Genomic DNA, 23,765 nt, shown 5'->3' on the forward strand with positions numbered 1-23,765 from the left:
CTTTCCCGGCCCTTTTCATCGCGGGCGCGGCGAGGGAAGATCCAGATGCGCGCTTATGGTGAGCGGATACTGCGCGCGTGCGCCCGCAAGGCTGTCCCGCGACAGGCTGACGACAACCAGCGGATCGTCGGGCGTGGTCAGCGCGAGCACCTCGCCGCCCGGCGCCACCGCAAAGCCGCTGCCGCCGAAGGCTGGGACCGTTCCCCCGCCGCCGCTCCTGTTTGAACTCAGCACATAGCAGCCGTTGACGATGGCGGTGGCCCTGGCGACCGCGATCCAGCGGTCGAGCCCGTCGGCCGTGCTGGCCCTGGGCACCAGCAGCACATCGGCGCCGGCGCGCACGAGCGAGCGGCCGACCTCCGGCACCATCAGCTCCGAGCAGATCGCGAAGGCGAAGCGAAAGCCGGCGTGATCGAGCAGGCCGAACGTCTGGTGTCCCGGCCGGAACCAGGTGTTTTCGTGAAAGCCGGCTTCCTCCGGCAGGCACAGCTTGTGATGAAGCGCGTGGTAGCGGGTTCCGATCCTGGCGAATCCCTCGTTGATCAGTCCGTCCGGCGCCGGCAGCGCCGTCGAGCCGAACAGCGCCGGAACCGCGATCGCATCCAGCGCGGCAACGCCGGCCGCGTGTGCCGCCGCAGCCTGCCCGGCTTCGTGCAGGCAGAACCGGGGGGCGGCAGCCGGCCATGCGCCGAATGGCAGCTCATTGAGCAGCAGGGCCTGCGGGCGGTGCGTGTCGACGAGGGAGACCAGGCGTTGCCAGGCCGCGTCGCCAGGCGTCAGGCCGTCCGGCAATTCGCAGACGGCCATGGCAAGCGACGCATCGCCGTACGGCTGGCGGGGCAGGGGGCTCATTGCCCGCTCCCCGCGGGCTTGCGCATCCTCATGGGGCAGGTTCCGGAGGGCGCCGCGTTGGTTTCGGCAAGTCCGTATTGCCACCATTCGATCTCGCCGGCCTCGAAGCTGCCGAGCGCGGGGCTGTGGGGCAGTCCGTCATAGGCGTGGATGCGCTTGCGCAACCGCTCGCGTACGGCGCGGCCGCGAGGATTGTCGCCGGCGACGATGTCGAACCGTTCGCGCGGGTTGACGATGAAGGCGAAGGCGCGCCCGAGATTGCGGCTGCGGCGGATGCGGTGCGCCGGATTGCTCATGTTGACGAAGAGCTGCATGCCGGCAAAGCACATCGTCCAGAACGGACTGGAGGGCACCCGGGAGACCTCGTCGGGCCAGGCGGCGGGATCGAGGTCGTGCCAGGCCTGCAGCACTTTCCAGCCGATGTCGTGATAGGCCTCGACCGTATCGGCCGCGACCGCCGCGGGATCGAACAGCACGACGAGCGGCTCGGCGGTCGCGACATCGCCATCCCACTCCCTGGAGCGCCGCACATAAGCGCCCAGATCGTCGGCGGCGCGGGCGAGTTCCTCAGGGGCGAGGCTGTCGACGAAGGCAAAGAGGATGCGGCCCCGGCGGCAGGCGTTCTGGGAAAAGAAACAGGGAAAGTTCGTCGGCATCCGCAGGCGCTCGAGAAAGCCGCGAGCCGCCGCTTGCTGCCACGGCGTCAGGTCGCCCGCGTCGGATTCGACCTTTGTCTGGGCGGTCAGCGTCATGTCGTCGTCTCCTTGTTCGTGGTCGTCCGTGCCGCCGCGTCGAGGGCATCGCGCAACAGGGCCGGGCGATGCAGCAGGGCGAGATGGGTGGTGTGGTCGTAGTGGCGGCGCATTGTCGGCGGCAGGGCCGCGATCCGGCGCGCCATGGACTTGCCGGCAAAACCGTTCAGCTTCCGGTCCCGGGTGGCGATGGCGAAGCCCCAGGGGACGGCGAAGCTGGGGATGTACTGGTCGTAGATGACGACGTCGGCGAACAGGTGCCGCAGGCGTGCCGTGGTGGATGCCTGAAACCCGACAGAGGCGGGATGGCTGTGGCCGACATGGGTGGCCAGGAGACCGCCGGGGGCGAGCAGGTCGGCCGCGGCGGCCAGGGTGCCGGTCTCGAACACGGTGTTGGCGTAGGAGGTTCCGGCAGCGTCGGGAAGGTCGAGCAGAACGAGATCCGCCCAGCCGGCGAGATCGCCGCGCTGGCGTACGAGCCAGGCGTGCGGGTCGTCGAATTCCATCCGGTAGTCGAAGGGGAAGGGCGTTTGCGGCTGCAGGTGCGGCATGTGATAGCGGCACAGTTCCGCCAGCGCCGGGTCGAGGTCGACATGACGCACTGCCCGCAGGCCCGGCAGGTGCTGCAGCTTGTTGAGGATGCCGCCGTTGCCGCCGCCGACCACGACCACCTTGCGCAGGTTGCCATGCAGGGCGGCCGCCGGCGACATCAGCATCTCGTGGTAGAGGCCTTGGTCGAACTCGCAGGACTGGATCAGCCCGTCGATCAGCAGGGCCCGGCCATAGGCGGCGAGACGGGCGATCCGGTAGCTGGTGAGCCCGGTGTCGCCTTCCGCCAGGACGGCGGCGATCTCCAGCAGACGGCTGTCGGCTTCCTCGAGCAGCGGGTGCCGCAAAGGCGCGAGACCCGTCACGAGACCGCCTCCGCGATCACCGCGGCATAACCCAGAAGCCCCTTTTTCGAGACGTCATGTTCATAGGCGGCCAGTGCCAGCGAGGTTTCGAAATAGTCCGGCGAGGTGGCCGCGACGATTTCCTCGCGCAGTGCCTTGCGGGCATCGACGGAGCGTTCCTGCCAGAGGCGGAAGCGCTCGGTCGTGTCAACGACATGTCGGACCCGGAAACCGGCGACGGCCAGGAGCTCCCCGTATTCCTGCGTGGTGTAGACATGCGGGCATTTCCAGTCGCGGGTGAGCCGGTTCCAGTCGTCGGCATCGATGTCGCCGAGGCGGGTGCGTTCGAAGATGGCGAGCCGGCCGCCGGGTCGCAGCAGCGCCCGGGCGCGGGCGAACAGCCGGGCCGCGTCGAAGTGACAGGCGGCGCCGGTGCTGTAGATGCCGTCGAAGGGGTCGGGGAAGGCATGCTCGTAGACGTTGCCGGCGATCAGCTCGACGTCGTGATCCCGGTCCCGGCCGGCCGCCACGGAGACGAGCGAAAGGTCGATCCCGGTGACCGACCATTCCATCTCGCGCGCCAGGAACGCGGCCACGAGGCCGCGCCCGCAGCCAAGGTCGAGGACGCGGGAGCCCGGCGCCAGCTGCATGAGCGAACCCATCAGCCGCAACTCGTTGGCGCTGTTGTCGCTGAACTGGCCGATATACTGGTCCGGGCCAAAGACATGCGGGTAGATGAGATCGTGGACGTGCGCATTGTCGGCCATGGTCTCGTCGTAAAGGGCCTGGACACCTGCGAAGTCCTCGGGCGCGGGCGATGGATTGCCGTTCATGACAGTTCCTCCTGAAAGGCGGATACGGGCGCGGTGCCGCGCGCGGCCAGGCGCGCCCGCAGGTCCTTGGGAAGCGACACCATGTGCTTGTGGGTGATGCCGTCGTAGTAGGTCAGGGTCCCGTCCAGCCGGGTTGCCAGCAACCGGTCGACGAGGCTGGCGGAGCGGCCCTCCAGATCGAGGTCGCGATGCGATCCGACGGAAAACAGCCACGAGGTGCCGTAGGACTGGGCATGGCAGACAAGCCCTTCGGCACGGGCGAAATGCTCGGCCGTCAGCGCATGTATCCTTGATGCCTCATGCCCCGCGCAGGGACCGGCGGCCCCGGCCCAGGTGACAAAGGCGCCCCGGGTCGAGACAAGTTGCGCCATCGCGGCGAAATGTTCCGGCGAGAACAGGAACTCGGCAGGGGATCCGGGCAGGGGCTCGCTGACATCGTGGATGACGAGGTCGAAGGGCAGCGGCGCCGAGGCGAGGTAGTCGCGGATATCGGCGATCACCAGGCGAAAGCGGGGATCGTCGTGAAACCCCCTTGCGACATGCGCGAAGTGACGACGGGCAAGGTCGACCATCCGCCGGTCGATCTCGACCTGGACGACCTCCTCGACGGACAGGTGCTTCAGCACCTCGCGCACCGCACCGCCCGGGCCTCCGCCGACGACGAGCACCCGTTTCAATGCCTTGCCGACGGCAAGGGCCGCCGGGTGCACGATCGCCTCGCTGTAGATGTATTCGTCGCCTTCCAGGTGCTGGATGCGGCCGTCCAGCAGCAGCCCGCGCCCGAAGGAGCGGGTCCGCACCACCTCGATGCACTGGTCGCCGTCGTCCGCCATGAACAGCCGCTCGACGACCTCGTGGCAATGCGCCTCGCCGGCGGCGATGCCCTCGAAGGTCCATGTGCGGGGCCAGTCGGACGGCCGCGCACCCGATGCCGGGTGCGGGGACGCCGCGGGGTTGGCTGCCCGCCTCACTGGACCGCCTCCTCGGTCACGTCGCCCGGACGGATCAGCGTCAGCCCGCCGGACTTGCTCGCCAGGTATTCAGGCGGGAAGGTCTGGCCCAGGAAGCGGGTGATCATCGAGTAGCAGTAGGATCCGGCCTGGTCGAACTCGAGCCATTCGCCGATCTCGACCTGCGGGATCGTCTGCCGCCTCGTGAGGAAGTCGCGGGAATAGGTGGTGTTGCCGACGACGTCGACCGGCTGGTCGAAATCCGGGCGAGGGCCGCCGCCATTGCTCATCACGCGGACGGGATTGTAGTCCTCGTAGAACATGGCGCGCGGGATCATCGAGGCGCTGGCGTCGACGCAGACGAAGTAGTGTCCGTCCCGCTTCTTGATGTCGGTGACCTGGGCGTAGAAGCACGCCGCATTGCCGAACATCGCCCGGCCCGGCTCGATGACCAGCCGTATCGGCCGCCCGCGCTTCTTCGAGAACTCGGTGAGCAGGGCGGTGATGCGGGCGTTGTAGTCGTCGAAGTCGAAACGCGTCTCGTCGAGCGGGAAGCCGCCGCCGACATCGACATAGGCGAGATCGGGAAACCGGTCTGAAAGTTCAAGCGAGCGTTCGACGCCGGCGATCATCTCGTCGACATCGACAATGTCGGTGCCGATATAGACATGGCTGCCGGTTGCCGTCAGGCCAAGGCGTTCGCAGGCGTCGAGCGCCTCGTCGAGCTCGTGGTCCTGGATGCCGATGCGGCTGTCATTGCCCGAGAACGGGCTGATGCGGGAGCGCTCCGAGGTGTTCAGCCGCAGCCCGACCTCGGCCTTGATGCCAAGCGTGCCGAACAGCTCGATCTGGCTGATCGAGTCCAGATGCAGCTTGATGCCGCGCGCGACCAGGTAGCGCATCATCGCGGCGGTCAGCCCGGTGCTGGCGAAGATCACCCGGTCGGCGGGGAAGCCGCAGGATTCCGCCAGGCGCAGGTGTTTCAGGGAGTTCACGAACAGACCCATGCCGCGTTCGCGGATCAGGGTCAGGAGGTGGGGATTGTCGTTCGCCATGGAGGCGAAGAAGACATCGGTGTTCGGGTAGGCGACGCTTTCGAAACGGGCGAAGTTCTCCTCGATCTTCTCCGTGCTGTAGAGATAGAAAGCGGAATTGATCTTCGAGGCGCGCATGTCCATCAAGTAGGCGGTCTGATCCATGGTGTTCTCCAATGCTTGGGTGGGGGGTCAGCGATAGGTTGCGATCGGGGTGCCGAAGGCGTCCTCGTCGGGGGTAAGTCCAAGGCCGGGGGCCTCGTTCGGCACCACAAAGCCGTCGGTGATGTGCGAGGCGCCGCAGGCGTATGTCTGGGTGTTGAACTCGCGGCAGCTCCACAGGCCGAAGAGGTGATCGCGCGGCGTGGCGGCGGCGACATGCAGGGCCGCCATGTCGGCAATCTCCGTGCCGCCGGACGAGGCCCAGCTCAGCGACAGTCCCGCGATCTCGCAAAAGGCCGCGAAACGGCGGGCGGCGGCGATGCCGCCAATGCGCGACAGCTTGACGTGAACGATGTCGGCGGCGTTGTCCCGGGCCAGCCGTGCCAGCACGTCGCCGTCCAGAACGCTCTCGTCGAGCGTCATCGTCGCCCTGGTGGCGCGCCGCACCCGCAGGCAGGCCTCGTAGGTGCCGCAGGGCTGTTCCAGGTTGAAGCCGAGCGGTTCGATGGCACGCGCCACCTTCAAGGCGTCGGTGAGCGTCCACAGGCGGTTGGCGTCGGCGATGAAGGTCTCTTGCGGCTGGCGGATTTCGGCAAGCCGCTCGTAGAGAGCGATGTCGGAAACGGCCTCTCCTCCGGGTTTGGTGGAGAAGATCCGGTAGCCCGGTCCTTCCCGATAGGCTGCGATCCGCTCCGCCATCTCGTTGAACGGGCCGTGATAGACGGCACAGTTCATCGGAATGCGCTCGTTCGCCCGGCCGCCGAGAAGCCGGTAGACGGGCAGGTTGGCGGCCTTGCCGAGAAGATCATGCGCGGCGATGTCGAAGCCGGACTTGACATAGGCGTGGCCGTCCAGGTGCCGGTCCATCCGGGCATGCAGCCCGGCGATGTCGGTGGGATTGGCGCCGATCAGGGCAGGGGCCAGGACGTCGATGCCGGCGCGGGCGGCTTCCGCGAATTCGGGCAGATAGGTGCGCCCCCAGGGGCTGACCTCGCCCCAGCCGGTGAGGCCCTCGTCGGTGTCGATGCGCAGGATCGTGCCATCGACACTGTCCTGGGCCTTGCCGGTGGTGCCCGTCACATATCGGGTTTCGCCAAAGCCGATGGCCAGGCGGAAGACGGTGATGCGGTCGATTTTCATGATGTTCCCTCCGCGGCCCGAGCTGGCGCGCGTTGGCTGTAGAGGATGGAGAAGACGACGGCGGCCATGACCACGAGCCCGCCGATGGCTGTGGCAAGGGGGGGGACGTCGGCGAAGGCGATCCACACCCAGAGCGGGGCAAGCGGGACGTCGAGCGTGCTGATCAGGGTTGCCTGGCCGGAGTTCAGGTGGCGGGCGCCAAGCGTCAGGAAGAGGATGCCGAGGCCAAGCTGGGTGATCCCGAAGGCGACCAGCAGGATGAGGATCTCCCCGTCGATGGAGGCGAAATCCGCCAGCGGCAACGTGATCAGGAACGAGGCGAAGGCTGAGGCGCAGGCCATGGCCACCATCGAATGCGCCTTGCCCCAACGCACCGCGACGATCATCAGCGCCATGAAGAAGGTCATCGCCATGGCGTAGGCATCGCCGAGCAGCCCGCCGCCCTCCAGCGAGCCGCCGACAATGACGACGACGCCGAGAAGGGCGACGAAGCTCGCCCACAGGGTCGAGGCCTGCACGGGTTCGCGCAGGAGCAACCACGAAAAGCCGGCCGCCACGAAGGGGGCGGTGGCGTAGATCAGCACCACGTTCGCCACCGAGGTGTTCAGGTAGGCGTTGAGGTTGAAGATCATGGCGAGCACGCTGGCGGCGATCGCGACCAGACCCGGGGCGCTCCGGAACACACCGAACTGGGCGAGGCCGGCGCGCCCTTCGCGCGCCAGCATGATGGCCAGGATGAAGAAGCCGGCCACCAGTCCGCGAATGCAGAGCATCGTCCACACGCTGGTGTCGATGAGCCGGGTGAAGAGCCCGGCCGTGCTGTAGCAGGCGGCGGAGAGCACCAGCAGGATCATGCCGATGCGTATCTGGCGGGCGGTGTCGGACATGTCGGGCATGGTCCCGCCTCACTGCGCCGGCGCACGGCCGAGCCAGCCGTCGACGGTGGCCGGGTTCGCCGCAAGCCAGTCCCTGGCGACCTCGGCGGGCTCCTTGCCCTCGACGCCGGTCTCGGTGACCCAGCCGTTGATCACGGCCGGATCGAAGGAGACCCGGGCCAGGAACTCCGCCGCCTTCGGGAAGCGGGTTTCCAGCGAACGGGAGTGGAAGACGTAGACGCGGCTGGTCTCGAAGGCGCAGGGGAAGGAGGAGGCCTCCAGCCAGTCGTCGCGCTCGGCCGGGCCGTGGACCGTGTCGCAGCCCTTGAAGTAGGCGGGCTCCGTGACCAGCGTGAGGTCATGGACCGAGAACACCCATTCCGGGGTCCAGTGGTAGAAGATGACGGGGCGGCCCTCCCGGGTGGCGGACTTGAGTGCTGCCTTGAAGTCCTCGTTGCTGGCGATCCAGGGCTCCCACAGGTCGTCGAGGCCGTAGGACTTCATCTTGATGCGGTTGAGCCGGGTCGCGCCCCAGCTTTCCTCTCCGGCCCAGTATTCGCCGAGCCCGTCGCCGTCGGTGTCGAACTGGCGGGCAATCTCGGGCGACTTAAGGTCCTCGATCGTGGAAATGCCGAGCGCCTTGGCGGTGCCGGTGGGAAGAAAGAACCCCTGGACGGCCTCGTAGCCGGCGTTGTGGCCGATGGTCTTGCGGGTATCGACATAGGTTTCCCAGGCCTTCTGCTGGTTCGGCATCCAGATGTCGGGGAACACGTCGAGCTTGCCATCGCCCGCATCCATCGAGATCAGGGAGGTTTTGGTGTCTGCCTCCAGGATCGCGGTCGGGGTGCCGAGTTCTTTCTCGATCACCTGCGTCAGGACCTGGGAGATGACCTTGGCGGCGTCCCAGTTGAGACCGGTGACCGTGATCTTGTCGGCGGCGGTGGCGGGAAGCGCGGAGGGCAGCAGCGCGGCGACGGCGCCAAGGGCTGCAAGGCGGCGGGAGATGCGGGACATGGAAGGTTCCTCTCGGGTTTGCTGCGGATTTCGGGTGCAGTTGTCCTGATGCGCGCGGGTTCGGTCCGCGCGGACAGGGGCAGTCGGTGTTCTCGTGCAAGGCCGGTGGCCGGGCGGCGGGGCTATTCGCGCTGCGCCGCCAGAAGGTGCTCGATGATCGCTGCGCGCACCGGAACGCCGTTATGGGCCTGTTCGAAGTAGCGGGCCTGGGGCATGCCGTCGACGTCGTGGGCGAGGTCCTCGACGCGCGGCAGGGAATGCATGACGATCGCGTCGGCGCGCATCTCGGAAAGCTTCGCCCTGTCGAGCGCGTAGAAGCTGTCGACCGGCTCGCCGCGACGTTCGGTGATGCCGTTGTGGTAGATCACGTCGACATTGCGCTTCACCTCGTCGAGATGGCCGATCCGGGTGAAGCGGATGCCGGCGCGGCGGTAATGTTCCGCATCGGCGAACTCCATCCAGAACTTGTCCGGGCACAGGACGAAGAGCTCGACCTGCGGGAAGTGCGCCAGCGCGCGGATCTGGGAGCGGAAGGCGCGCAGATGCGTGCCGCCGATGATCAGGATCTTCAGTCCGTCGATCCGCCCGAAGGCCTTTTCGATGGTGAAGAGATCGATCAAGGCCTGGGTCGGATGCTCGGCGCGCAGTCCCATGCCGTTGCCGGCATTGATCACCGGGATCGTGCAGGCCTCGGCGAAATCGTAGACCCCGTCCGCCTCGGAATGGCGGATCACCGCCAGGTCGGCGAAGCCGGAGAGAACGCGAGCCGTATCGGCGAGGCTCTCGCCCCAATTCGATCCGGCCCGGGAGTTTTCCAGGTCGACGCTGATCACCCCGCCGCCGGCCCGCAGCACGCTCGACTGGAACCCGTACTGGGTCCTGGTCGAGGGAGAGAAGAACAGAAGTGCCGCGATGGCGCCCCGGGCGCGGCTCTGCGCCCCCGCCGCCAGGTCCCGGGACCGGGCGAGGATCGCCCGGATGGTGTCGCCGTCAAGATCGTCGATGGACAGCAAGTGGCGTGTGGTCGATGGACCCGACATGGCGAGCTCCCGGTATTGGCTGGTGGGACAGGCGGCGGGGGGACGGGATCAGCTGGCGGCGCGCCAGTCGAAATCCGGGGCGAAGTGCTTCTCGTGAACCCCGTCATTGGCCCAGTCGCCGTCGAAGGCGTAGAAGCCGGCGTCGAAGGTCGCCGTGTCGACCAGGTAGTAGGCCGGGATCGGCGGCAGCGGCTCGCAATAGGGCGCCTTTTCCAGGTCGCACAGGGCAAGGACGGAGCGCGCGGCGACATAGCCGCAGGCGATCGGGGGGACCGCGCCCAGGATCGGGATGTTGCCGATGTCCTCCATCCACTCGTAGACGGTGTCGCGTCCGGGGAAGCGAGGGAAGTAGTTGGCCTGCATCTTGATCAGGCGCTCGACATCGTCGCGGTCGAGCGTCTTGTCCTCGGGAATGCCGAGCAGGTCCTCGTAGGTGACGCCGTCCTTGTCGAACTTGTAGACGGTCGAGGCCCAGCCCCAGACGCAGGCGCACAGCATGGTGATCGCGGTGGGGCTTGCCCGGTAGGCCCGGTGCAGCGCGTAGCGCTCCGAAATCAGGTAGAAATCGGTCATGTCGAGCAGCAGATCGCAGCCCTCGACGAAATCCTCGGCCGTATGGCGCTGGATGCCGTCGGGATAGATCTCGACGGTCACGTCGGGCGTCATCTCGTGCACCATCTCGCCGACGACCATCGCCTTGTTGCGGCCGACGGTGTTCTTGCCCGAGCCGAGCTGGCGGTTGATGTTGGAGGCGTCGAAATGGTCGGGATCGGCAAGCTTCAGGTGGCGCACGCCCATCCGGGCAAGCTGCACCGCCAGGTAGGATCCGATGCCGCCGCATCCGGCGACGCCGACAGTGGCGTTGGCCAGCTTTTCCTGGGAGAGCCGGCGCTGCTCCTCGTCGATGCCGAGGAAACACAGCGAGCGCGATACCCGCTCGTTGTAGAAGGCCTCGTCATAGATGCCGTCCAGCTTGATCTTGCGTGCTTTCTTGAGCATGTGAACTGTCCTTTCGCTCAGGTGTCGAAACCGTCCCCGTCGGGGTATTCCTCGAGATTGGTGTAGCGGATGGTCACTTCGGCGCCGGCCGCGACGGGCCGCAGGACGCGCAGCTGCAGCCAGAGGCCGTCGGCCTCGAAGCTCCACTGGATGACGGCGTTGTTGTCCGCCGCATGGTTGCAGTAGGACATGGCGCCATTGATCAGCGCGTAGGTGTTGCCCGGATTGCCGGGGGCGTAGTCGGTGGGATTGGCGAGCAGGTGGTCGAATACAGCCGTCGGCTTGAGTTCTGCACTTCTTGATGCGTCGAAGAAGATCCCCGGAGCGCGCTCCAGAAGGTCTCCTGCGGCAAGATCCTTGAGTGCATAGACGCCGCGCCCCTTGCGGCCTGCAGCCCGAACCTCGATCTTGATTTCTGAAATCGAGGACTGTTCTTCCTGGAGCTCTGAAACGTCTTTGACGGACGGCATGATTTCTTCCTTGAAGGGGTGGTGTCCCGCTGTTCAAGGAGAGATTATTGTGCATGAACTCATGCGGATATGATCCGCACGGTTCATTTTGTGCCTACCAGTGCGTGTGATTTTGATTTCTGCGCGCCGAGAAGATGCAGGTCAGTCCGGTGCGGGACAGAAGCGTTCTAGGAATCGTGTCTCGCCGTCCGGCGTGAAGGCGACAATGCGGGTCTGGCGATCGCGGCGGGCCCAGCCAAGGTCCTCGATCCGCCCGAGGATGGCGCGGCCAAGGCTGCCGGCGAGATGCGAGCGGCGTTCGCTCCAGTCGAGGCATTCGCGGCAGAGCCGGGTCTTGCCGGCGTCGAGCGCGGAAAGGTCGATGCCGAAATCCGCGACGAAGGCGCGTCCCGCCGGGGTGAGGGCGAGGTCGTCGCCGCCGCGCCCGATGAGGCCGCGTGCCATGAGGCTGTCGAACATCCGCGTGCCCAGATCTCCGGCCAGGTGATTGTAGCAGACGCGGGCCTTGCGCAGGGCCGGATCGCGCGGGCCCGGGCGGCTGCGCAGGTGGCCGTGGCCGGCGGCAAGCCCCATCAACCCCTCCAGCACCCGGGCAACCTCGTCGCTGGCGAGGCTGAAATACTTGTGCCGGCCCTGCCTGCGGGGGCTTGCCAGACCGCCTTCGCACAGCTTCGCCAGATGAGAGCTGGCGGTGGGCAGGGTGACGCCGGCCTCGGCCGCCAGTTCGCTTGCGGTCAGCGCACGCCCGCCCATCAGCGCCGACAGCATGTTGGCGCGGGCTGGATCACCGATCAGCGCGGCGAGACGGGCGATGTCCGGACCTTCTTTCATGGTTCGATGGTAGTCGAAGCATGAGCATGCCGCAATCGGTTAGCGTGGCGACCTGTCCACATGAAGGAAGGGAGCAGACATGCTGACCTGCGTCATCCGCTATCACATCGACCCGACGAAGAAGGCGCAGTTCGCGCAATATGCCCGCAACTGGGGTACCGCGATCCCGCGTTGCGGGGCCGACCTGATCGGCTATTTCACCCCGCACGAGGGGTCGAGCACGCTCGCCTACGGCATCTACAACATTGCAAGCCTTGGCGACTACGAAGCTTACCGGGCCCGGCTTGCCGCCGACCCGCTCGGCCGCGAGAACTACGAATTCGCACAGGATGAGCGCTTCCTGCTGCGCGAGGATCGAACCTTCCTGAAGCTCGTCTCGGCGCCGCATGGAGCACGGTCGTGATCGCGGTGATCTTCGAGGTCGTGCCGGCGAAGGGCGGCGGCCGGGAGCGTTACCTGGAAATTGCCGCAAGCCTGCGGCCGGTGCTGGAGAGAATCGACGGCTTCATCTCGGTGGAGCGCTTCCAGAGCCTGTCCGATCCCGACAAGGTGCTGTCGCTCTCCTTCTTCCGCGACGAGGACGCGGTTCGGGCCTGGCGCAACCGTGAGAGCCACCGCGCGGCCCAGGGGCAGGGGCGCGGCGGGGTGTTCTCCGACTACCGGCTGCGCATTGCCGAGGTGTCGCGCGACTATGGCCTGCGCGACCGGGCGCAGGCGCCCGCCGACAGCCGGTCCGTTCACGACGACAGCGCGTAGCCGCAAGGACCTGGGGGATCAGGCGGGATCAAGGAACCAGCGTTTCGCGTTGCCGTGGCAGATGTCGCGGATGAGGCCGTCGGCAAGCTCCGTGTCCGGCGGCATCAAGCCGCGCTCCATCCAGCCGCCGACCATGTTGCAAAGCAGGCGGCGGAAATATTCGTGGCGCGGGAAGGAGAGGAAGGAGCGGCTGTCGGTGAGCATGCCGACAAAGGTGGAGAGGAGGCCCATCTGCGCCAGCTGCGCCATCTGCCGCTCCATGCCGTCAAGCTGGTCGTTGAACCACCAGCCGGAGCCGGCCTGAACCTTGCCCGGAACGCTGCCGTCCTGGAAGTTGCCGGCGGTGGTGACGACGACCTCGTTCCTGGTCGGATCGAGGCAGTAGAGGATGGTGCGGGGCAATTCGCCGGTGCGGTCGAGCCGGTCAAGCAGCGCGTTGAGGGGGCCTGCAAGCGGCAGATCGGCGATGGAATCGCCGCCGACATCGGGGCCGAGGCGCGAGAAGAGCGCGCTGCGGGCGTTGCGGATCGCGCCGATATGGAACTGCATGACGAGGTCGCGGGCCGCATAGGCGCGGCCGAGGGCGACCAGCACGGCGGTCTGGAAATCGGCGATCTCGTCCTCGTCCGGTGTCGCGCCCGAAAGCCGCTTCGACAGGATCGCGTCGAGCCGGGCCGCGCCGCAGTCGCGCCCCTGGCGCAGGATCTCGATGCCGTGGTCGGTGGCGCGGCAGCCGGCGGCGACGAAATGGTCGAGCCGGGCGGTCAGCGCGCCAATCAGGTCGTCGAACGTGGCAACCGGCTGGCCGCATGTCTCGGAGAGCCGTGCGACATAGTCGGCAAAGCCGTCGAGCTCGATCTTGAATGCCTTGTCCGGGCGGAAGCTCGGCACCATGCGGAAACCGAGCGTCGCGTCACCTTTCAGGGCGATGTGGTGTTCGAGCGTGTCGCAGGGGTCGTCCGTCGTGCCGACCAGTTCGACCTTCATGCCCCGCAGCAGGCCGCGCGCCGAATGATCAGGGCCGGCGAGCTGCCGGTTGGCCTCGTCCCAGATCTCGCCGGCGCTGCCCGCATTGAGCACCACGCCTTTCATGCCGAAATAGCGGGCCAGCTCCAGATGCGACCAGTGATAGAGCGGGTTGCCGACGAAGCGCGGCATGGCACCGGCGAAGGCCTCATATTTCTCGCGGAAATCCGCGTCCCCGGTGACCAGCCGTTCGTCGATACCGGCCCAGCGCATCGCCCGCCACTTGTAGTGATCGCCCTCCAGCCAGATGCGGCCGAGCGTATCCCAGCGCTTGTCGGAGGCGATCTCCGCCGGCGGCAGATGGTTGTGGTAGTCGACGATGGGAAGCGACGCCGCGACCTGGTGGAAGAGACGGGCGGCGTGGTCGGTTTCGAGCAGGAAGTCGTCGCCGAGAAAAGGCTTGGTCATGCGGGGCTCCTGGGGGCGTCGGCAAGGCGGGCGAGGGTGGCGCGCACGCCCTCGCGTCGCAGCTCCAGATAGGCGGCCTCCACAAGCGAAACGAAGTCCGCATTGGCGGCAAGGTCGGCCGGAAAGACCGCTTCGAGGCCAAGCATGGCGCGGACATAGGCCGGGCCGTCGGTATTGCCGGCGACGATCTCCGTTATGCGTCCGGCCAGCGGGTCGTTGAGGGCGAGCGCGTTGCCTGCCTCGTCCTTGCCGCGGCAGAAGGCGAGCCAGCCGGCGACGCCGAGCGCCAGACGTGGCCAGGGCGTACCGGCGGCAAGGTGCCTGCGGATCGGCGCCAGCAAGCGCTGCGGCAGCTTCTGGCTGGTGTCGGTGGCGATCTGGGAGGTGCGGTGCTTCAGCCGGGAGTTGGAGAAGCGGGCGAGCAAAGCATCGGCATAGGCATCAAGGTCGTGCTCGTCCGGCAGCGACAGGGTCGGGGCCTGCTCTTCCAGCATCAGGCCGCGCGCGGCGGCGCGCAGCAGCGGATCGCCCACGCACTCGGCAATGGTCGAAAGGCCGGCGAGCTGTCCGAGGCAGGCGAGGAAGGTGTGGCTGCCATTCAGCATGCGCAGCTTCATCTCCTCGAAGGGGCGCACATCGGAGACGAATTGCACCCCGGCAAGGGAGAAGTCCGGCCGGCCGGCGGCAAAATAGTCCTCCACCACCCATTGCCGGAAGGGCTCGCAGACGATCCCGGCATCGGCGGCGATACCGGCGCGCGCCAGCATGTCGCGTCCGTCCGCATCAAGCGCCGGCACGATCCGGTCGACCATGGTGCAGGGGAAGGAGACATTTGCCTCGATCCAGGCAGCGAGGCCTTCGTCGCGGGCACGGGCGAAATCGAGCACGGCGGCGCGGCAGACATGGCCGTTTTCCGGCAGGTTGTCGCAGGAAAGGACGGTCAGCCCGGCAAGCCCGGCGGCGCGGCGCAGGCGCAGGCCCTCGACGATGACGCCGATGGCCGTGCCGGGAGCCTGCGGCGTTGCAAGATCGCGGACGATGCCGGCATTGCCTGGATCGAGGCGTCCGTCGCGAGTGCAATAGCCCTTTTCGGTGATGGTCAGCGAGACGATGGCCAGTTCCGGCCGGGTGAAACGGCCGAGCAGCGCGGCAAGGCCGTCGCGGAGCGGATGGCAGGTGGCGACGACGGCATCGACCCGGCGGACCTCCGTGCTCTCGTCATCGGCGGCAAGCACCCAGTGCCGGCAGTCGTCCCGCTCCAGGGCGTCGAGATCCTCGACGCCGGAGTTGAGGCGCACGGCAACCATGCCCCAGTCGCGGTTTTCGGGCTCGCCGGTGCCGTCCAGCGTCTCGTCGAGGATCGTCGTCAGGAAGGCGCGGGCGAAGGCGCCGAAACCGATGTGAAGGATGCGCTCCCGCAACGTCGCACGCTCGTAGGTAGGGAGGGTGCGATCGAAGTCGTCGCCCTTTTTTTCCAGCTTTTGCATGGAACTATCCTTGATCATTCATCCGGGATTGAAACGCTGTCGCCGGAGGAAATGTCCACGCCATTGACGAGGAGACGGCGGCTTTCGCCGGCCGGCAGCTCGACGCGCGCGCTGGCATGGGCCGGCCGATAGGCGCCCTTGCGGTGCAGTGTCAGGCGGAGCGCGTCCGCCTCGCAGGTGAGCGTCATTTCGGTGATCGCGTGGTTGCCGGCAAGCGCGTTCGCCGAGACGCCGTCGTCGGCATATTCGGTGCAGGTGGCGGAGATGCCGGCGGGGGCGGGGAAGAGCGCCAGCACCCGCGTCGCATCGCGCGCGGCGTCGGCGCGGGCAAGCCCTTCGGCGAGCGGCAGCACGGCGCCGGCACGCACGAAGAGCGGCATGGAGGCGAGCGTGACGGGCACGACGATCTCCTGTCCGCCCGCATGCCAGGCGCCGGTCCAGAAGTCCCGCCAGCCGCTGCCATTGTCCGGCAGGTAGACGCGCCGCTCGCTCTGGCCCGGCTCGATGACATTGGCGACGAGCAGGTCGCGGCCGATCATGAAATCGTCCGGTTCCTCGAAGCAGCGCGCATCATGCTCGTGGTCGAGGAAGGTCGGGCGCAGCATCGGCTCGTGCGCCACGACGGCCTGTTGCAGCGCCGTGTAGAGATAGGGCAGCAGGCGGTAGCGCAGGCGGATCGCGTCGCGGACGAGCGGTGTTGCTTCCGGATACATCCAGGGTTCGTTGACGGTGCCGTCGTCGTTCCAGGAATGGATGGTGAAACGCGGATGGAAGATGCCGTTCTGCACCCAGCGGACGAAGAGTTCCGCGTCGGGCTTGGGCCCGGCGAAACCGCCGACATCGTGGCCGATATTGTAAAGGCCTGACAGCGACATGCCGAGGCCCATGCGGATGTTGTAGCGCAGCGTCTTCCATTCGGTGCGGTTGTCGCCCGACCAGGTCTGGGCGTAGCGCTGCATGCCGGGCGCGCCGGAACGCGAGATGAGATAGGGGCGACTGTCCGGCGCATGCGCCACCTGCGCCTCGCGGCTGGCGCGGTTCATCAAGAGCGGCATCAGGGGGCGGACGAGGCCGACATCGATTTCCTCGCCGAAGCCGTTGCAGCGGGCACCCGCGTCCCAGACCTCGAACTCGTTGTTGTCGTTCCAGGTCGAGCCGATGCCGTTGGCAAGCAGCTTCTCCGTGACGTTTGTCTGCCACCAGGCGACCGTCTCCGGATTGGTGAAGTCGAGATGCGAGCCCTCGTCGTCCCAGAAGGAGGAACGTTCCGGCGTATCGCTCTCGCTGTCGCGGATGAAGAGGCCGCGCGCCGCGACCTCGTCATACATGGGGTGGTCCTGCAAGAGGCAGGGCTTGATGTTGGCGGCAAGATGCAGGCCGGCCTTTGCAAAGGTCGCGGCCATGGCCTTCGGGTCGGGCACCTTGTTGTGGTTCCAGGTGAAGACGTAGCGCTTCGGCCCGATCGAGGAATAGCCGGAGGAGAGCTGAAAGCTGTCGCAGGGAATGTCGTGCTCGTCGACAAGGCGGGCGAAGCCCTCAAGCTGCTCCTGCGCGTTCTCCGCATCGGTGTAATGCATGGTCGAGCCGGAATAGCCGAGGCTCCAGAGCGGGGGGAAGGCGGTGCCGCCGGTCAGGCGGACATGCGCCTTGACCACGTCGAGCACCTTCGGCGCCCAGCTCATGTAGTAGTCGAGATCGCCATCGGCGGCGCGATAGGCCCGGTAGGGCCGGTGGTAGTTGTCGAGCTCGTTGCCGAGATCGAACCAGCAACCCGCGAGATTGTCGTAGAAGAGGCCGAAGGCGCCGGCATCCGCGGTGCGGGTGAGCGTGAAGGGGATGTGCTTGTAGAGCGGGTCGGTGGCGCTGGCGTCATAGCCCATGGCGTCGAGATTGCGCATCTCGAAGCGCCTGCCCGAGCGCTCCAGGTCGCCCGCCTTTTCGCCGAGACCGTAGACCCGCTCGCCGGGTTTCCTCAGGAGGAAATGGCCGTGGGCATTGTCGCGCACGCCGAGCATATAGGCGCCGGTCGGTCGCTCCTCGGCAAAGACGGCAAAGCTCCCGTCCGCCTGCCGAGCGCTCCAGGTGAAGGTGAGCGGCTCGGTGATTTCGAGGTGCAGGGTGTCCGTGGACAGGGTCAGGCCGGTGGCGGTCTCCTCCAGCGTGAAGGCCGGGCAGGGGAAGCCGGAAAGATCCATCCGGTCGCGGCCCTCCCAGGCGACATCGGCGCCGCCGGTTGCCAGTCCGGGCGCGATCGTCCAGGTGCGGGCGAGGCGGAAGACGCCGTCCTTGCGCAGCACGACGCGGAACAGGGTTTCGTCGAGGACATGGATCGTCAACAGGTGGCGACCATCGACGAGAAGATCGACGCCGGCCTCGCGACGCGCATCGAGGCGGAAGGACTTGAGCGGTTTCATGTGAGCAGGTGTCCGGTGATCAGTAGCCGAGAAGCAGGCGGGGCAGGGTCAGGCTGATCGCCGGCACGAAGGTGACGAGCAGCAGCATTGCCGCCAGCACCGCGTAGAAGGGCAGCAGCGGCTTCAGCACCTTGCCGATGGAGACATTGCCGACGGAGCAGCCGACGAAAAGGGCTGAGCCCACCGGCGGCGTGCAGATGCCGATGCACAGGTTGAAGGTCATCATCACGCCGAAATGGACCGGATCCATGCCGAGATCCTTCACGACGGGAAGGAAGATCGGCGTGAAGATCAGCAGCGCCGGGGTCATGTCCATGAAGGTGCCGACGACCAGCAGGGCGAGGTTGATCACCAGCAGCAGCACCAGCGGGTTTTCCGAAAGCCCGAGCAGGATGTCGGAGATGGTGTAGGGGATGTCGGCGAAGGCCATCACCTTGGACATGGCGATCGAGCAGCCGATCATCAGCAACACGATGGAGGTGGTGACGGCGGATTCCAGGATGATGCCGGGCAGGTCCTTCACGCCGATCTCGCGATAGACGACGAGGGCGAGGATGAGCGTGTAGACGACGGCTGCCGCCGAGGCTTCCGTCGCGGTGAAGACGCCGCCGATGATGCCGCCCATGACGATGACGATGAGGCCGAGCGGCAGCACCGCGTCCGCCGTCTTGCGGATGACTTCCCGCAGGCTCGGGCGCGGGGCGACCGGGTAGCCGCGCTTCTTGGCGATGATGCCGGCAACCAGCATCAGGCCAAGGCCCATCAGGATGCCGGGCACGTAGCCGGCGACGAAAAGGGCCGCGATCGAGGTGCCGTTGGTGATCAGCGAATAGACGATGAAGGTGGTCGAGGGCGGGATGAGCAGGCCGGTCGGGCAGGAGGCGATGTTGACGGCGGCCGAATAGGCCGGGTCGTAGCCTTCCTTCTTCTGCAAGGGTGCCATGACGCCGCCGACGGCCGCGGCGGAGGCGACGGCCGAACCGGAAATCGAGCCGAACATCATGTTGGCCAGCACGTTGCAGTGGGCAAGCGAGCCGGGCAGGCGACCGCCGAGCACCTTGGCGAACTCGATCAGGCGCAGGGCGATGCCGCCGCGATTCATGATGTTGCCGGCCAGGATGAAGAAGGGAATCGCCAGCAGCGTGAAACTGTCGAGGCCGGAAGCCATCTGCTGGGCGGTGATGTAGACCGACTGGTCGAAGGTCATGAACAGGGTGAAGGTCACGACCGAGGCGATGCCAATGGCGAAGGCGATCGGGACGCCGAGGACCATCAGCAGGCCGAACACGCCAAAGAGGGTGAGTGCGCTTTGCAGTTCCATGGGTCGCGATCCTCAGTCGAGCGGGCCGCCGGGCGCATCGCCGGCGGGAGTGTCGGGAGTTTCCCCGCGGGCGAGGCCGACCAGGAAGAAGCTGCAGTAGAAGACGATCATCGCGCCGGAGAAGGGGATGGCGCCGTAGACATAGCCCATGGGTATGCGCAGGGCCGGCGAGAGCTGGCCGGTGGCCAGCGTCTTCTCGACCAGCTGGTAGCCGCCATAGACCATGACGATCGCGGCGAAGCCGGCGATCAGCAACATCACCAGTGCGGCAAGGAGTTGCGCGTTGCGCCCGCTGAGCATCAGCGGAAGGACGTCGATGGCCAGATGCCGGCGCTGACCGAGCGTGTAGGCGGCGCCGACGAGACCCACCCACATGAAGAGGAAGCGGGCCATCTCGTCGGTGACCGTGCTCGGCGTGCCGAGCACGTAGCGGGACACCACCTGCCAGACGACGCAGGCGACGAGGACCGCGAAAACGGCGGCGATGAGCATCCCCAGAACGCGGTCGATGCGGATCTTCAGAGCGTGCATGGCGAAGCGCCTCCCGTGAGAGCCGTCGCCGGTTCGTGTCTCGCGACCATCCTGTCCTCCCGGTTCCGGATCGTGCCGGACCTTTGTCTCGCGCGCATTGTGCCGCGTCGCTTGAGGTCCTGACATTGCGCATTTAAAAAAATTGGTCAACCAATTTTCAAAATTGGTTGACATATCGGTGCCGTTGAAGAAGTCTCGCGGCAGTGTTGGTCAGAATTGGCCGGCCAATTTGCGCAAAGGCCGGCAGTGCCGATGCGTTGCGACGTCCGGGCCGGGTGTGCGGTCCGGATGGAGAAAACCCGGGAGGAATTCACATGCGCATGTCCTATCGCGCCGCCGCCATCGCCGGCGCGGCCCTTTTCGCCTTCGCTTCCGTCGCCGAGGCGCGGACCCTGAAGCTCAATCACAACAATCCGGAAGACCATCCGCTTCACAAGTCGATGGAGTTCATGGCCGAGCGGGTCAATGAACTGACCAATGGCGACGTCAAGATCCGGGTCTATGCCAATGCCCAGCTCGGCAACCAGCGCGAGTCCATGGAGCTGATGCAGAACGGCACGCTCGACATGGCCCGCTCGAATGCCAGCGAGCTGGAAGCCTTCGAGGAATCCTATTCGGCCCTCAACCTGCCCTTCATCTTCGCCGACGAGGAGCACTACTACAAGGTTCTGTCCGGCGAGATCGGCGACGATATCCTGACCTCCTCGCGCGACAAGGGCTTTATCGGCGTCGCCTACTATGTCGAGGGCGCGCGCTCCTTCTACGCCAACAAGGAAATCCGCACTCCGGCCGACCTTGAAGGCATGAAGATCCGCGTCCAGCCGAGCCCCTCGGCCATCCGCATGGTCGAACTGCTGGGCGGCAGCCCGACCCCGATCGCCTGGGGCGAGCTCTACAGCGCGCTGCAGCAGGGTGTCGTCGATGGTGCCGAGAACAACCCGCTGGCGCTGACCTCGGCCCGCCACGGCGAGGTCTCCAAGGTCTATTCCAACAACGAGCACACCATGATCCCCTCGGTGGTGATGATCTCGACCCAGACCTGGGACGCGCTGTCGGAAGACCAGCAGAAGGCGCTGAAGCAGGCCGCCCGCGAGTCCATGGACTTCCACCGCAAGAACTGGAACGAGCAGGTCGCCGAAGGCATCGAGCTCGCCAAGAAGGAACTCGGCGTGAAATTCGTCGAGGTCGAGAAGGGTCCGTTCGTGGAAAAGGTGCTGCCGATGCATGAGGAGGCCGCCGCCAAGTCCGAGCGCGTGGCCGACCTGATCAAGCGCATCAAGGCCGCTGCCGAATAAGTCCTCCCAAGGACTGTCCCGCGCCGCGCCTTCGCGTGCGGCGCGGACTTTCTCCCTGTTTCGCCCAATTGATTTTTCCGGAGTCCCGTCGTGCTCGAACGTTCCGCCCTTGCCGAGAATGCGCTTCAGGCGCTGCATGACGAGGACTACGACCGTCCCTTCAACACGCAGTCGCTCAACCACGAGACGATGATCTTCACCGGCGGGCGCCGTGGCATCAGTCTGGATGGCGACTGGAACTTCTGCGTCGACCTGCTCGACACGGGCCTCAGGCAGAAATGGTTCTCCATGCTGCCGATGCCGGCCGAGGAGCGGGCCGAACCCTGGGATTACGACCCTTACGAGGGCGAGACCGTCCCGGTTCCCTCCTGCTGGCAGATGCTGAAGGAGAAGTGGTACTTCTTCGAGGGCAGCGCCTGGTACACACGGCCGCTCGACATGGACGGGGAACTGGCCGGCGATCTGGCCGGCAAGCGCCGCTTCCTGCGCGTCGGTGCGGCGCAATACGACTGCAAGGTTTTCCTCAACGGGGAATTCCTCGGCAACCACTATGGCGGCTCGACGCCGTTCTTCTGCGAACTGACCGACCATCTGCGCCCGGGGCGCAACTGGCTGATGCTGATGGTCAACAATGCCCGCACGCTCGACCGCGTGCCGATGCGCAACACCGACTGGTTCAACTATGGCGGCGTCTACCGTGAGGTCGAGCTCTACGAGACGCCCGAAACGGTGATCCGCGACCTCTTCGTCCATCTGGTTCCCGATGGGAGCTATGCCCGCATCCGCGCCGAGGTGACCGTCGATGGCGATGCCTCCGAGGCCGTGCTGGAAATCCCGGAACTCGGCATCCGCCAGGCCGTTGCACTCGATGCGGACGGGCGCGGGGCGGTGACATTCGCGGCGCTCCCGGACCTGTGGTCGCCCGACAATCCGAAGCTTTACGACGTGGCCCTTACGGCGGGCGAAGACCGGGTCGAGGACCGGGTCGGTTTCCGCCAGGTGGAGCGGGCCGGGGACGAGATCCGGCTGAACGGCAAGGAATTGTTCCTGCGCGGCATCTCGGTGCACGAGGACGACCGCGACACCGGCAAGGTGACGAGCGAGGCGGACCTGCGCCGGCGCTTCGAGCATGCCAGGGCGCTCAACTGCAACTACCTGCGGCTAGCCCATTATCCGCATCACGAGATGGCGGCGCGGCTTGCCGACGAACTCGGCTTCCTGCTGTGGGAAGAGATCCCGGTCTACTGGGCCGTTGCCTTCGACAATCCGGCGACCTACCGGGATGCCCGCAACCAGCTGATCGAGCTGGTCAAGCGCGACCGCAACCGGGCCAGCGTCGTCATCTGGTCGGTCGGCAACGAGAACCCGGACACCGACGCGCGCCTCGCCTTCATGAAGGGCCTTGCCGATACGGCGAAAGAATTCGACCCGACCCGGCTGACCTCGGCCGCCTGCCTCGTCAACCACGCGCGCAACCGCATCGAGGACCGGCTGGCCGAGCATATCGATGTGATCGGCATCAACGAGTATTACGGCTGGTACGAGGAAAATTTCGAGGATCTCGTCGCCATCGGCCGCAATTCAGATCCCGGCAAGCCTGTGGTGATTTCCGAGACCGGCGCGGACGGCGCGATCGGCGAGGGCGCGCCGGCGCGCGGCCTGTTCAGCGAAACCTACATGACCGAGGTCTACCGGCGGCAGATCGCCACCCTGCGCGGCCTGTCCTATGTGAAGGGCATGTCGCCGTGGATCCTCTATGACTTCCGGGTTGAACGCCGGCAAAATATCTTTCAGCGTGGGTACAACAAGAAAGGCCTGATCGCGGCCGACAAAACCACCGTGAAAGAAGCCTTCGACGTGCTCGCATCCTATTATGCGGAGCGCCGCGAGGCGGAGGCCGCCGGGGAGGGGGACGCATGATCGAAGGCGGCGGCAAGCGGCGCTACGAGGAAGTGGCCGAGGCGCTCAAGCAGGAATTGCGTGCCGGCAATTACCGCATCGGCGACCGACTCAAGACCGAGCGCCAGATCTCCGAGGAAATGGCCGTCAGCCGCTCGCTCGTGCGAGAGGCGGTGATCATGCTGGAGATCGAGGGGTTCGTCGACGTCCGCAAGGGATCGGGCATCTATGTCGAGCGCCTTCCCTCGGGCGAGAGCGAGGAGCCGCGCGGCGATATCGGGCCGTTCGAGTTGCTGCAGGCGCGACAGGTGCTGGAAAGCAGCATCGCCGCCTTCGCCGCGACCATGGTGACCAAGTCGGACATCCTGCGCATGCGCGAGGCGCTCGAGCTGGAGCGCAAGGCAATCGAGGCCGGCTCCGGGGACTATTCCGGTGACGAGCTTTTCCATCACCTGATCGCCGAGGCGACGCAGAACAGCGTGCTTGTCGACATGATCGACGAACTCTGGCGCAAGCGCGAGCAGAGCCCGATGTGGGCGCGCCTGCACACGCGCATCTTCGACCGGGGGTATCGGGGAAAATGGCTCGAGGATCACCAGGCGATCCTGACGGCACTGCAGTGCCGGGACCCGGGCGCGGCCCGGCAGGCCATGTGGCGGCATCTGGAAAACGTCCGGCTTACGCTTCTTGAGCTGTCCGATGTCGATGACCCGCAGTTCGACGGCTACCTCTTCGACAGCGGTCCGGCCACGGCGGCGGGAACCTGAAACGGCCTCACCCAAA

At 66.4% G+C, this 23,765-nt stretch carries 23 protein-coding genes; 5 read left to right on the forward strand and 18 right to left on the reverse strand.

Translation table 11 applies throughout. The features are described from left to right. Positions 1-15 precede the first annotated feature (15 nt). The 13 genes from RBB46_RS08335 to RBB46_RS08395 form a co-directional block, all read right to left on the reverse strand. Positions 16-852, reverse strand: coding sequence for a carbon-nitrogen hydrolase family protein (locus RBB46_RS08335; RefSeq protein WP_306028478.1), 837 nt, complete (start codon positions 850-852; stop codon positions 16-18). Then, positions 849-1,604: a YqcI/YcgG family protein gene (locus tag RBB46_RS08340; RefSeq protein ID WP_306028480.1), complete on the reverse strand. Its 756-nt coding sequence runs from the start codon at positions 1,602-1,604 to the stop codon at positions 849-851. Before RBB46_RS08340 ends, RBB46_RS08335 begins: the two co-directional genes overlap by 4 nt. Beyond that, positions 1,601-2,518, reverse strand: a complete 918-nt coding sequence (locus tag RBB46_RS08345; protein ID WP_306028481.1) for a spermidine synthase — start codon at positions 2,516-2,518, stop codon at positions 1,601-1,603. Before RBB46_RS08345 ends, RBB46_RS08340 begins: the two co-directional genes overlap by 4 nt. Beyond that, on the reverse strand, positions 2,515-3,330 hold the full coding sequence (locus RBB46_RS08350) for a class I SAM-dependent methyltransferase (protein ID WP_306028483.1): 816 nt from the start codon (positions 3,328-3,330) through the stop codon (positions 2,515-2,517). Before RBB46_RS08350 ends, RBB46_RS08345 begins: the two co-directional genes overlap by 4 nt. Continuing rightward, the gene (locus tag RBB46_RS08355) at positions 3,327-4,301 is read right to left on the reverse strand and encodes a methyltransferase domain-containing protein (RefSeq protein ID WP_306028485.1); all 975 of its coding nucleotides are present in this window, start codon (positions 4,299-4,301) and stop codon (positions 3,327-3,329) included. The genes RBB46_RS08350 and RBB46_RS08355 overlap by 4 nt, the downstream gene beginning before the upstream one ends. After that, the gene (locus RBB46_RS08360; protein ID WP_306028486.1) at positions 4,298-5,479 is read right to left on the reverse strand and encodes a hypothetical protein; all 1,182 of its coding nucleotides are present in this window, start codon (positions 5,477-5,479) and stop codon (positions 4,298-4,300) included. Before RBB46_RS08360 ends, RBB46_RS08355 begins: the two co-directional genes overlap by 4 nt. 27 nt (positions 5,480-5,506) lie before the next feature. Continuing rightward, positions 5,507-6,616, reverse strand: coding sequence for a mandelate racemase/muconate lactonizing enzyme family protein (locus tag RBB46_RS08365; RefSeq protein ID WP_306028488.1), 1,110 nt, complete (start codon positions 6,614-6,616; stop codon positions 5,507-5,509). Further along, positions 6,613-7,503 carry a DMT family transporter gene (locus tag RBB46_RS08370; RefSeq protein ID WP_306028490.1) on the reverse strand — a complete coding sequence of 297 codons (891 nt, stop codon included), beginning with the start codon at positions 7,501-7,503 and terminating at the stop codon, positions 6,613-6,615. Before RBB46_RS08370 ends, RBB46_RS08365 begins: the two co-directional genes overlap by 4 nt. Positions 7,504-7,521: 18 nt before the next feature. Further along, entirely contained in the window at positions 7,522-8,505 is a 984-nt protein-coding gene (locus RBB46_RS08375) for a glycine betaine ABC transporter substrate-binding protein (RefSeq protein ID WP_306028492.1), read from the reverse strand. A 122-nt stretch (positions 8,506-8,627) separates the two neighbouring features. Further along, positions 8,628-9,545 (reverse strand): aspartate carbamoyltransferase, encoded by a 918-nt coding sequence (locus tag RBB46_RS08380; RefSeq protein ID WP_306028493.1) that lies wholly within the window; start codon positions 9,543-9,545, stop codon positions 8,628-8,630. 48 nt (positions 9,546-9,593) lie between these two features. Then, positions 9,594-10,544 (reverse strand): ThiF family adenylyltransferase, encoded by a 951-nt coding sequence (locus RBB46_RS08385; RefSeq protein WP_306028495.1) that lies wholly within the window; start codon positions 10,542-10,544, stop codon positions 9,594-9,596. A gap of 17 nt (positions 10,545-10,561) precedes the next feature. Next, positions 10,562-11,014: an SET domain-containing protein-lysine N-methyltransferase gene (locus tag RBB46_RS08390; RefSeq protein WP_306028497.1), complete on the reverse strand. Its 453-nt coding sequence runs from the start codon at positions 11,012-11,014 to the stop codon at positions 10,562-10,564. 141 nt (positions 11,015-11,155) lie between these two features. Continuing rightward, positions 11,156-11,845 carry a helix-turn-helix transcriptional regulator gene (locus RBB46_RS08395; RefSeq protein ID WP_306028499.1) on the reverse strand — a complete coding sequence of 230 codons (690 nt, stop codon included), beginning with the start codon at positions 11,843-11,845 and terminating at the stop codon, positions 11,156-11,158. A gap of 79 nt (positions 11,846-11,924) precedes the next feature. Between RBB46_RS08395 and RBB46_RS08400 the strand changes: the two genes are divergently transcribed. Continuing rightward, positions 11,925-12,248 carry an NIPSNAP family protein gene (locus RBB46_RS08400; RefSeq protein ID WP_306028500.1) on the forward strand — a complete coding sequence of 108 codons (324 nt, stop codon included), beginning with the start codon at positions 11,925-11,927 and terminating at the stop codon, positions 12,246-12,248. Next, on the forward strand, positions 12,245-12,601 hold the full coding sequence (locus RBB46_RS08405) for an antibiotic biosynthesis monooxygenase (RefSeq protein WP_306028502.1): 357 nt from the start codon (positions 12,245-12,247) through the stop codon (positions 12,599-12,601). Before RBB46_RS08400 ends, RBB46_RS08405 begins: the two co-directional genes overlap by 4 nt. Before the next feature lie 18 nt (positions 12,602-12,619). Here the strand turns inward: RBB46_RS08405 and uxaC are convergent, their stop codons facing one another. The 5 genes from uxaC to RBB46_RS08430 are packed head-to-tail and all read right to left on the reverse strand — an operon-like array spanning position 12,620 to position 19,788. Further along, the gene (uxaC, locus tag RBB46_RS08410) at positions 12,620-14,035 is read right to left on the reverse strand and encodes a glucuronate isomerase (RefSeq protein WP_306028504.1); all 1,416 of its coding nucleotides are present in this window, start codon (positions 14,033-14,035) and stop codon (positions 12,620-12,622) included. Beyond that, the gene (locus RBB46_RS08415; RefSeq protein WP_306028505.1) at positions 14,032-15,522 is read right to left on the reverse strand and encodes a mannitol dehydrogenase family protein; all 1,491 of its coding nucleotides are present in this window, start codon (positions 15,520-15,522) and stop codon (positions 14,032-14,034) included. Before RBB46_RS08415 ends, uxaC begins: the two co-directional genes overlap by 4 nt. 14 nt (positions 15,523-15,536) lie before the next feature. Then, the gene (locus tag RBB46_RS08420) at positions 15,537-17,936 is read right to left on the reverse strand and encodes a glycoside hydrolase family 31 protein (protein WP_306028506.1); all 2,400 of its coding nucleotides are present in this window, start codon (positions 17,934-17,936) and stop codon (positions 15,537-15,539) included. A 19-nt stretch (positions 17,937-17,955) separates the two neighbouring features. Then, a complete protein-coding gene (locus RBB46_RS08425) occupies positions 17,956-19,257 on the reverse strand; it encodes a TRAP transporter large permease (protein ID WP_306028507.1) in 1,302 nt (433 codons plus the stop codon). 12 nt (positions 19,258-19,269) lie between these two features. After that, positions 19,270-19,788, reverse strand: a complete 519-nt coding sequence (locus tag RBB46_RS08430) for a TRAP transporter small permease (protein WP_306028509.1) — start codon at positions 19,786-19,788, stop codon at positions 19,270-19,272. A gap of 314 nt (positions 19,789-20,102) precedes the next feature. Between RBB46_RS08430 and RBB46_RS08435 the strand changes: the two genes are divergently transcribed. From RBB46_RS08435 to RBB46_RS08445, 3 genes are all read left to right on the forward strand, one after another. Continuing rightward, entirely contained in the window at positions 20,103-21,083 is a 981-nt protein-coding gene (locus RBB46_RS08435; protein ID WP_306028511.1) for a TRAP transporter substrate-binding protein, read from the forward strand. 90 nt (positions 21,084-21,173) lie between these two features. Further along, a complete protein-coding gene (locus RBB46_RS08440; RefSeq protein WP_306028512.1) occupies positions 21,174-23,003 on the forward strand; it encodes a glycoside hydrolase family 2 protein in 1,830 nt (609 codons plus the stop codon). Continuing rightward, on the forward strand, positions 23,000-23,749 hold the full coding sequence (locus RBB46_RS08445) for an FCD domain-containing protein (protein WP_306028514.1): 750 nt from the start codon (positions 23,000-23,002) through the stop codon (positions 23,747-23,749). The genes RBB46_RS08440 and RBB46_RS08445 overlap by 4 nt, the downstream gene beginning before the upstream one ends. Positions 23,750-23,765: the final 16 nt, after the last annotated feature.

It is taken from the genome of Stappia sp. MMSF_3263 (assembly GCF_030733745.1).
Taxonomy (GTDB): domain Bacteria; phylum Pseudomonadota; class Alphaproteobacteria; order Rhizobiales; family Stappiaceae; genus Stappia.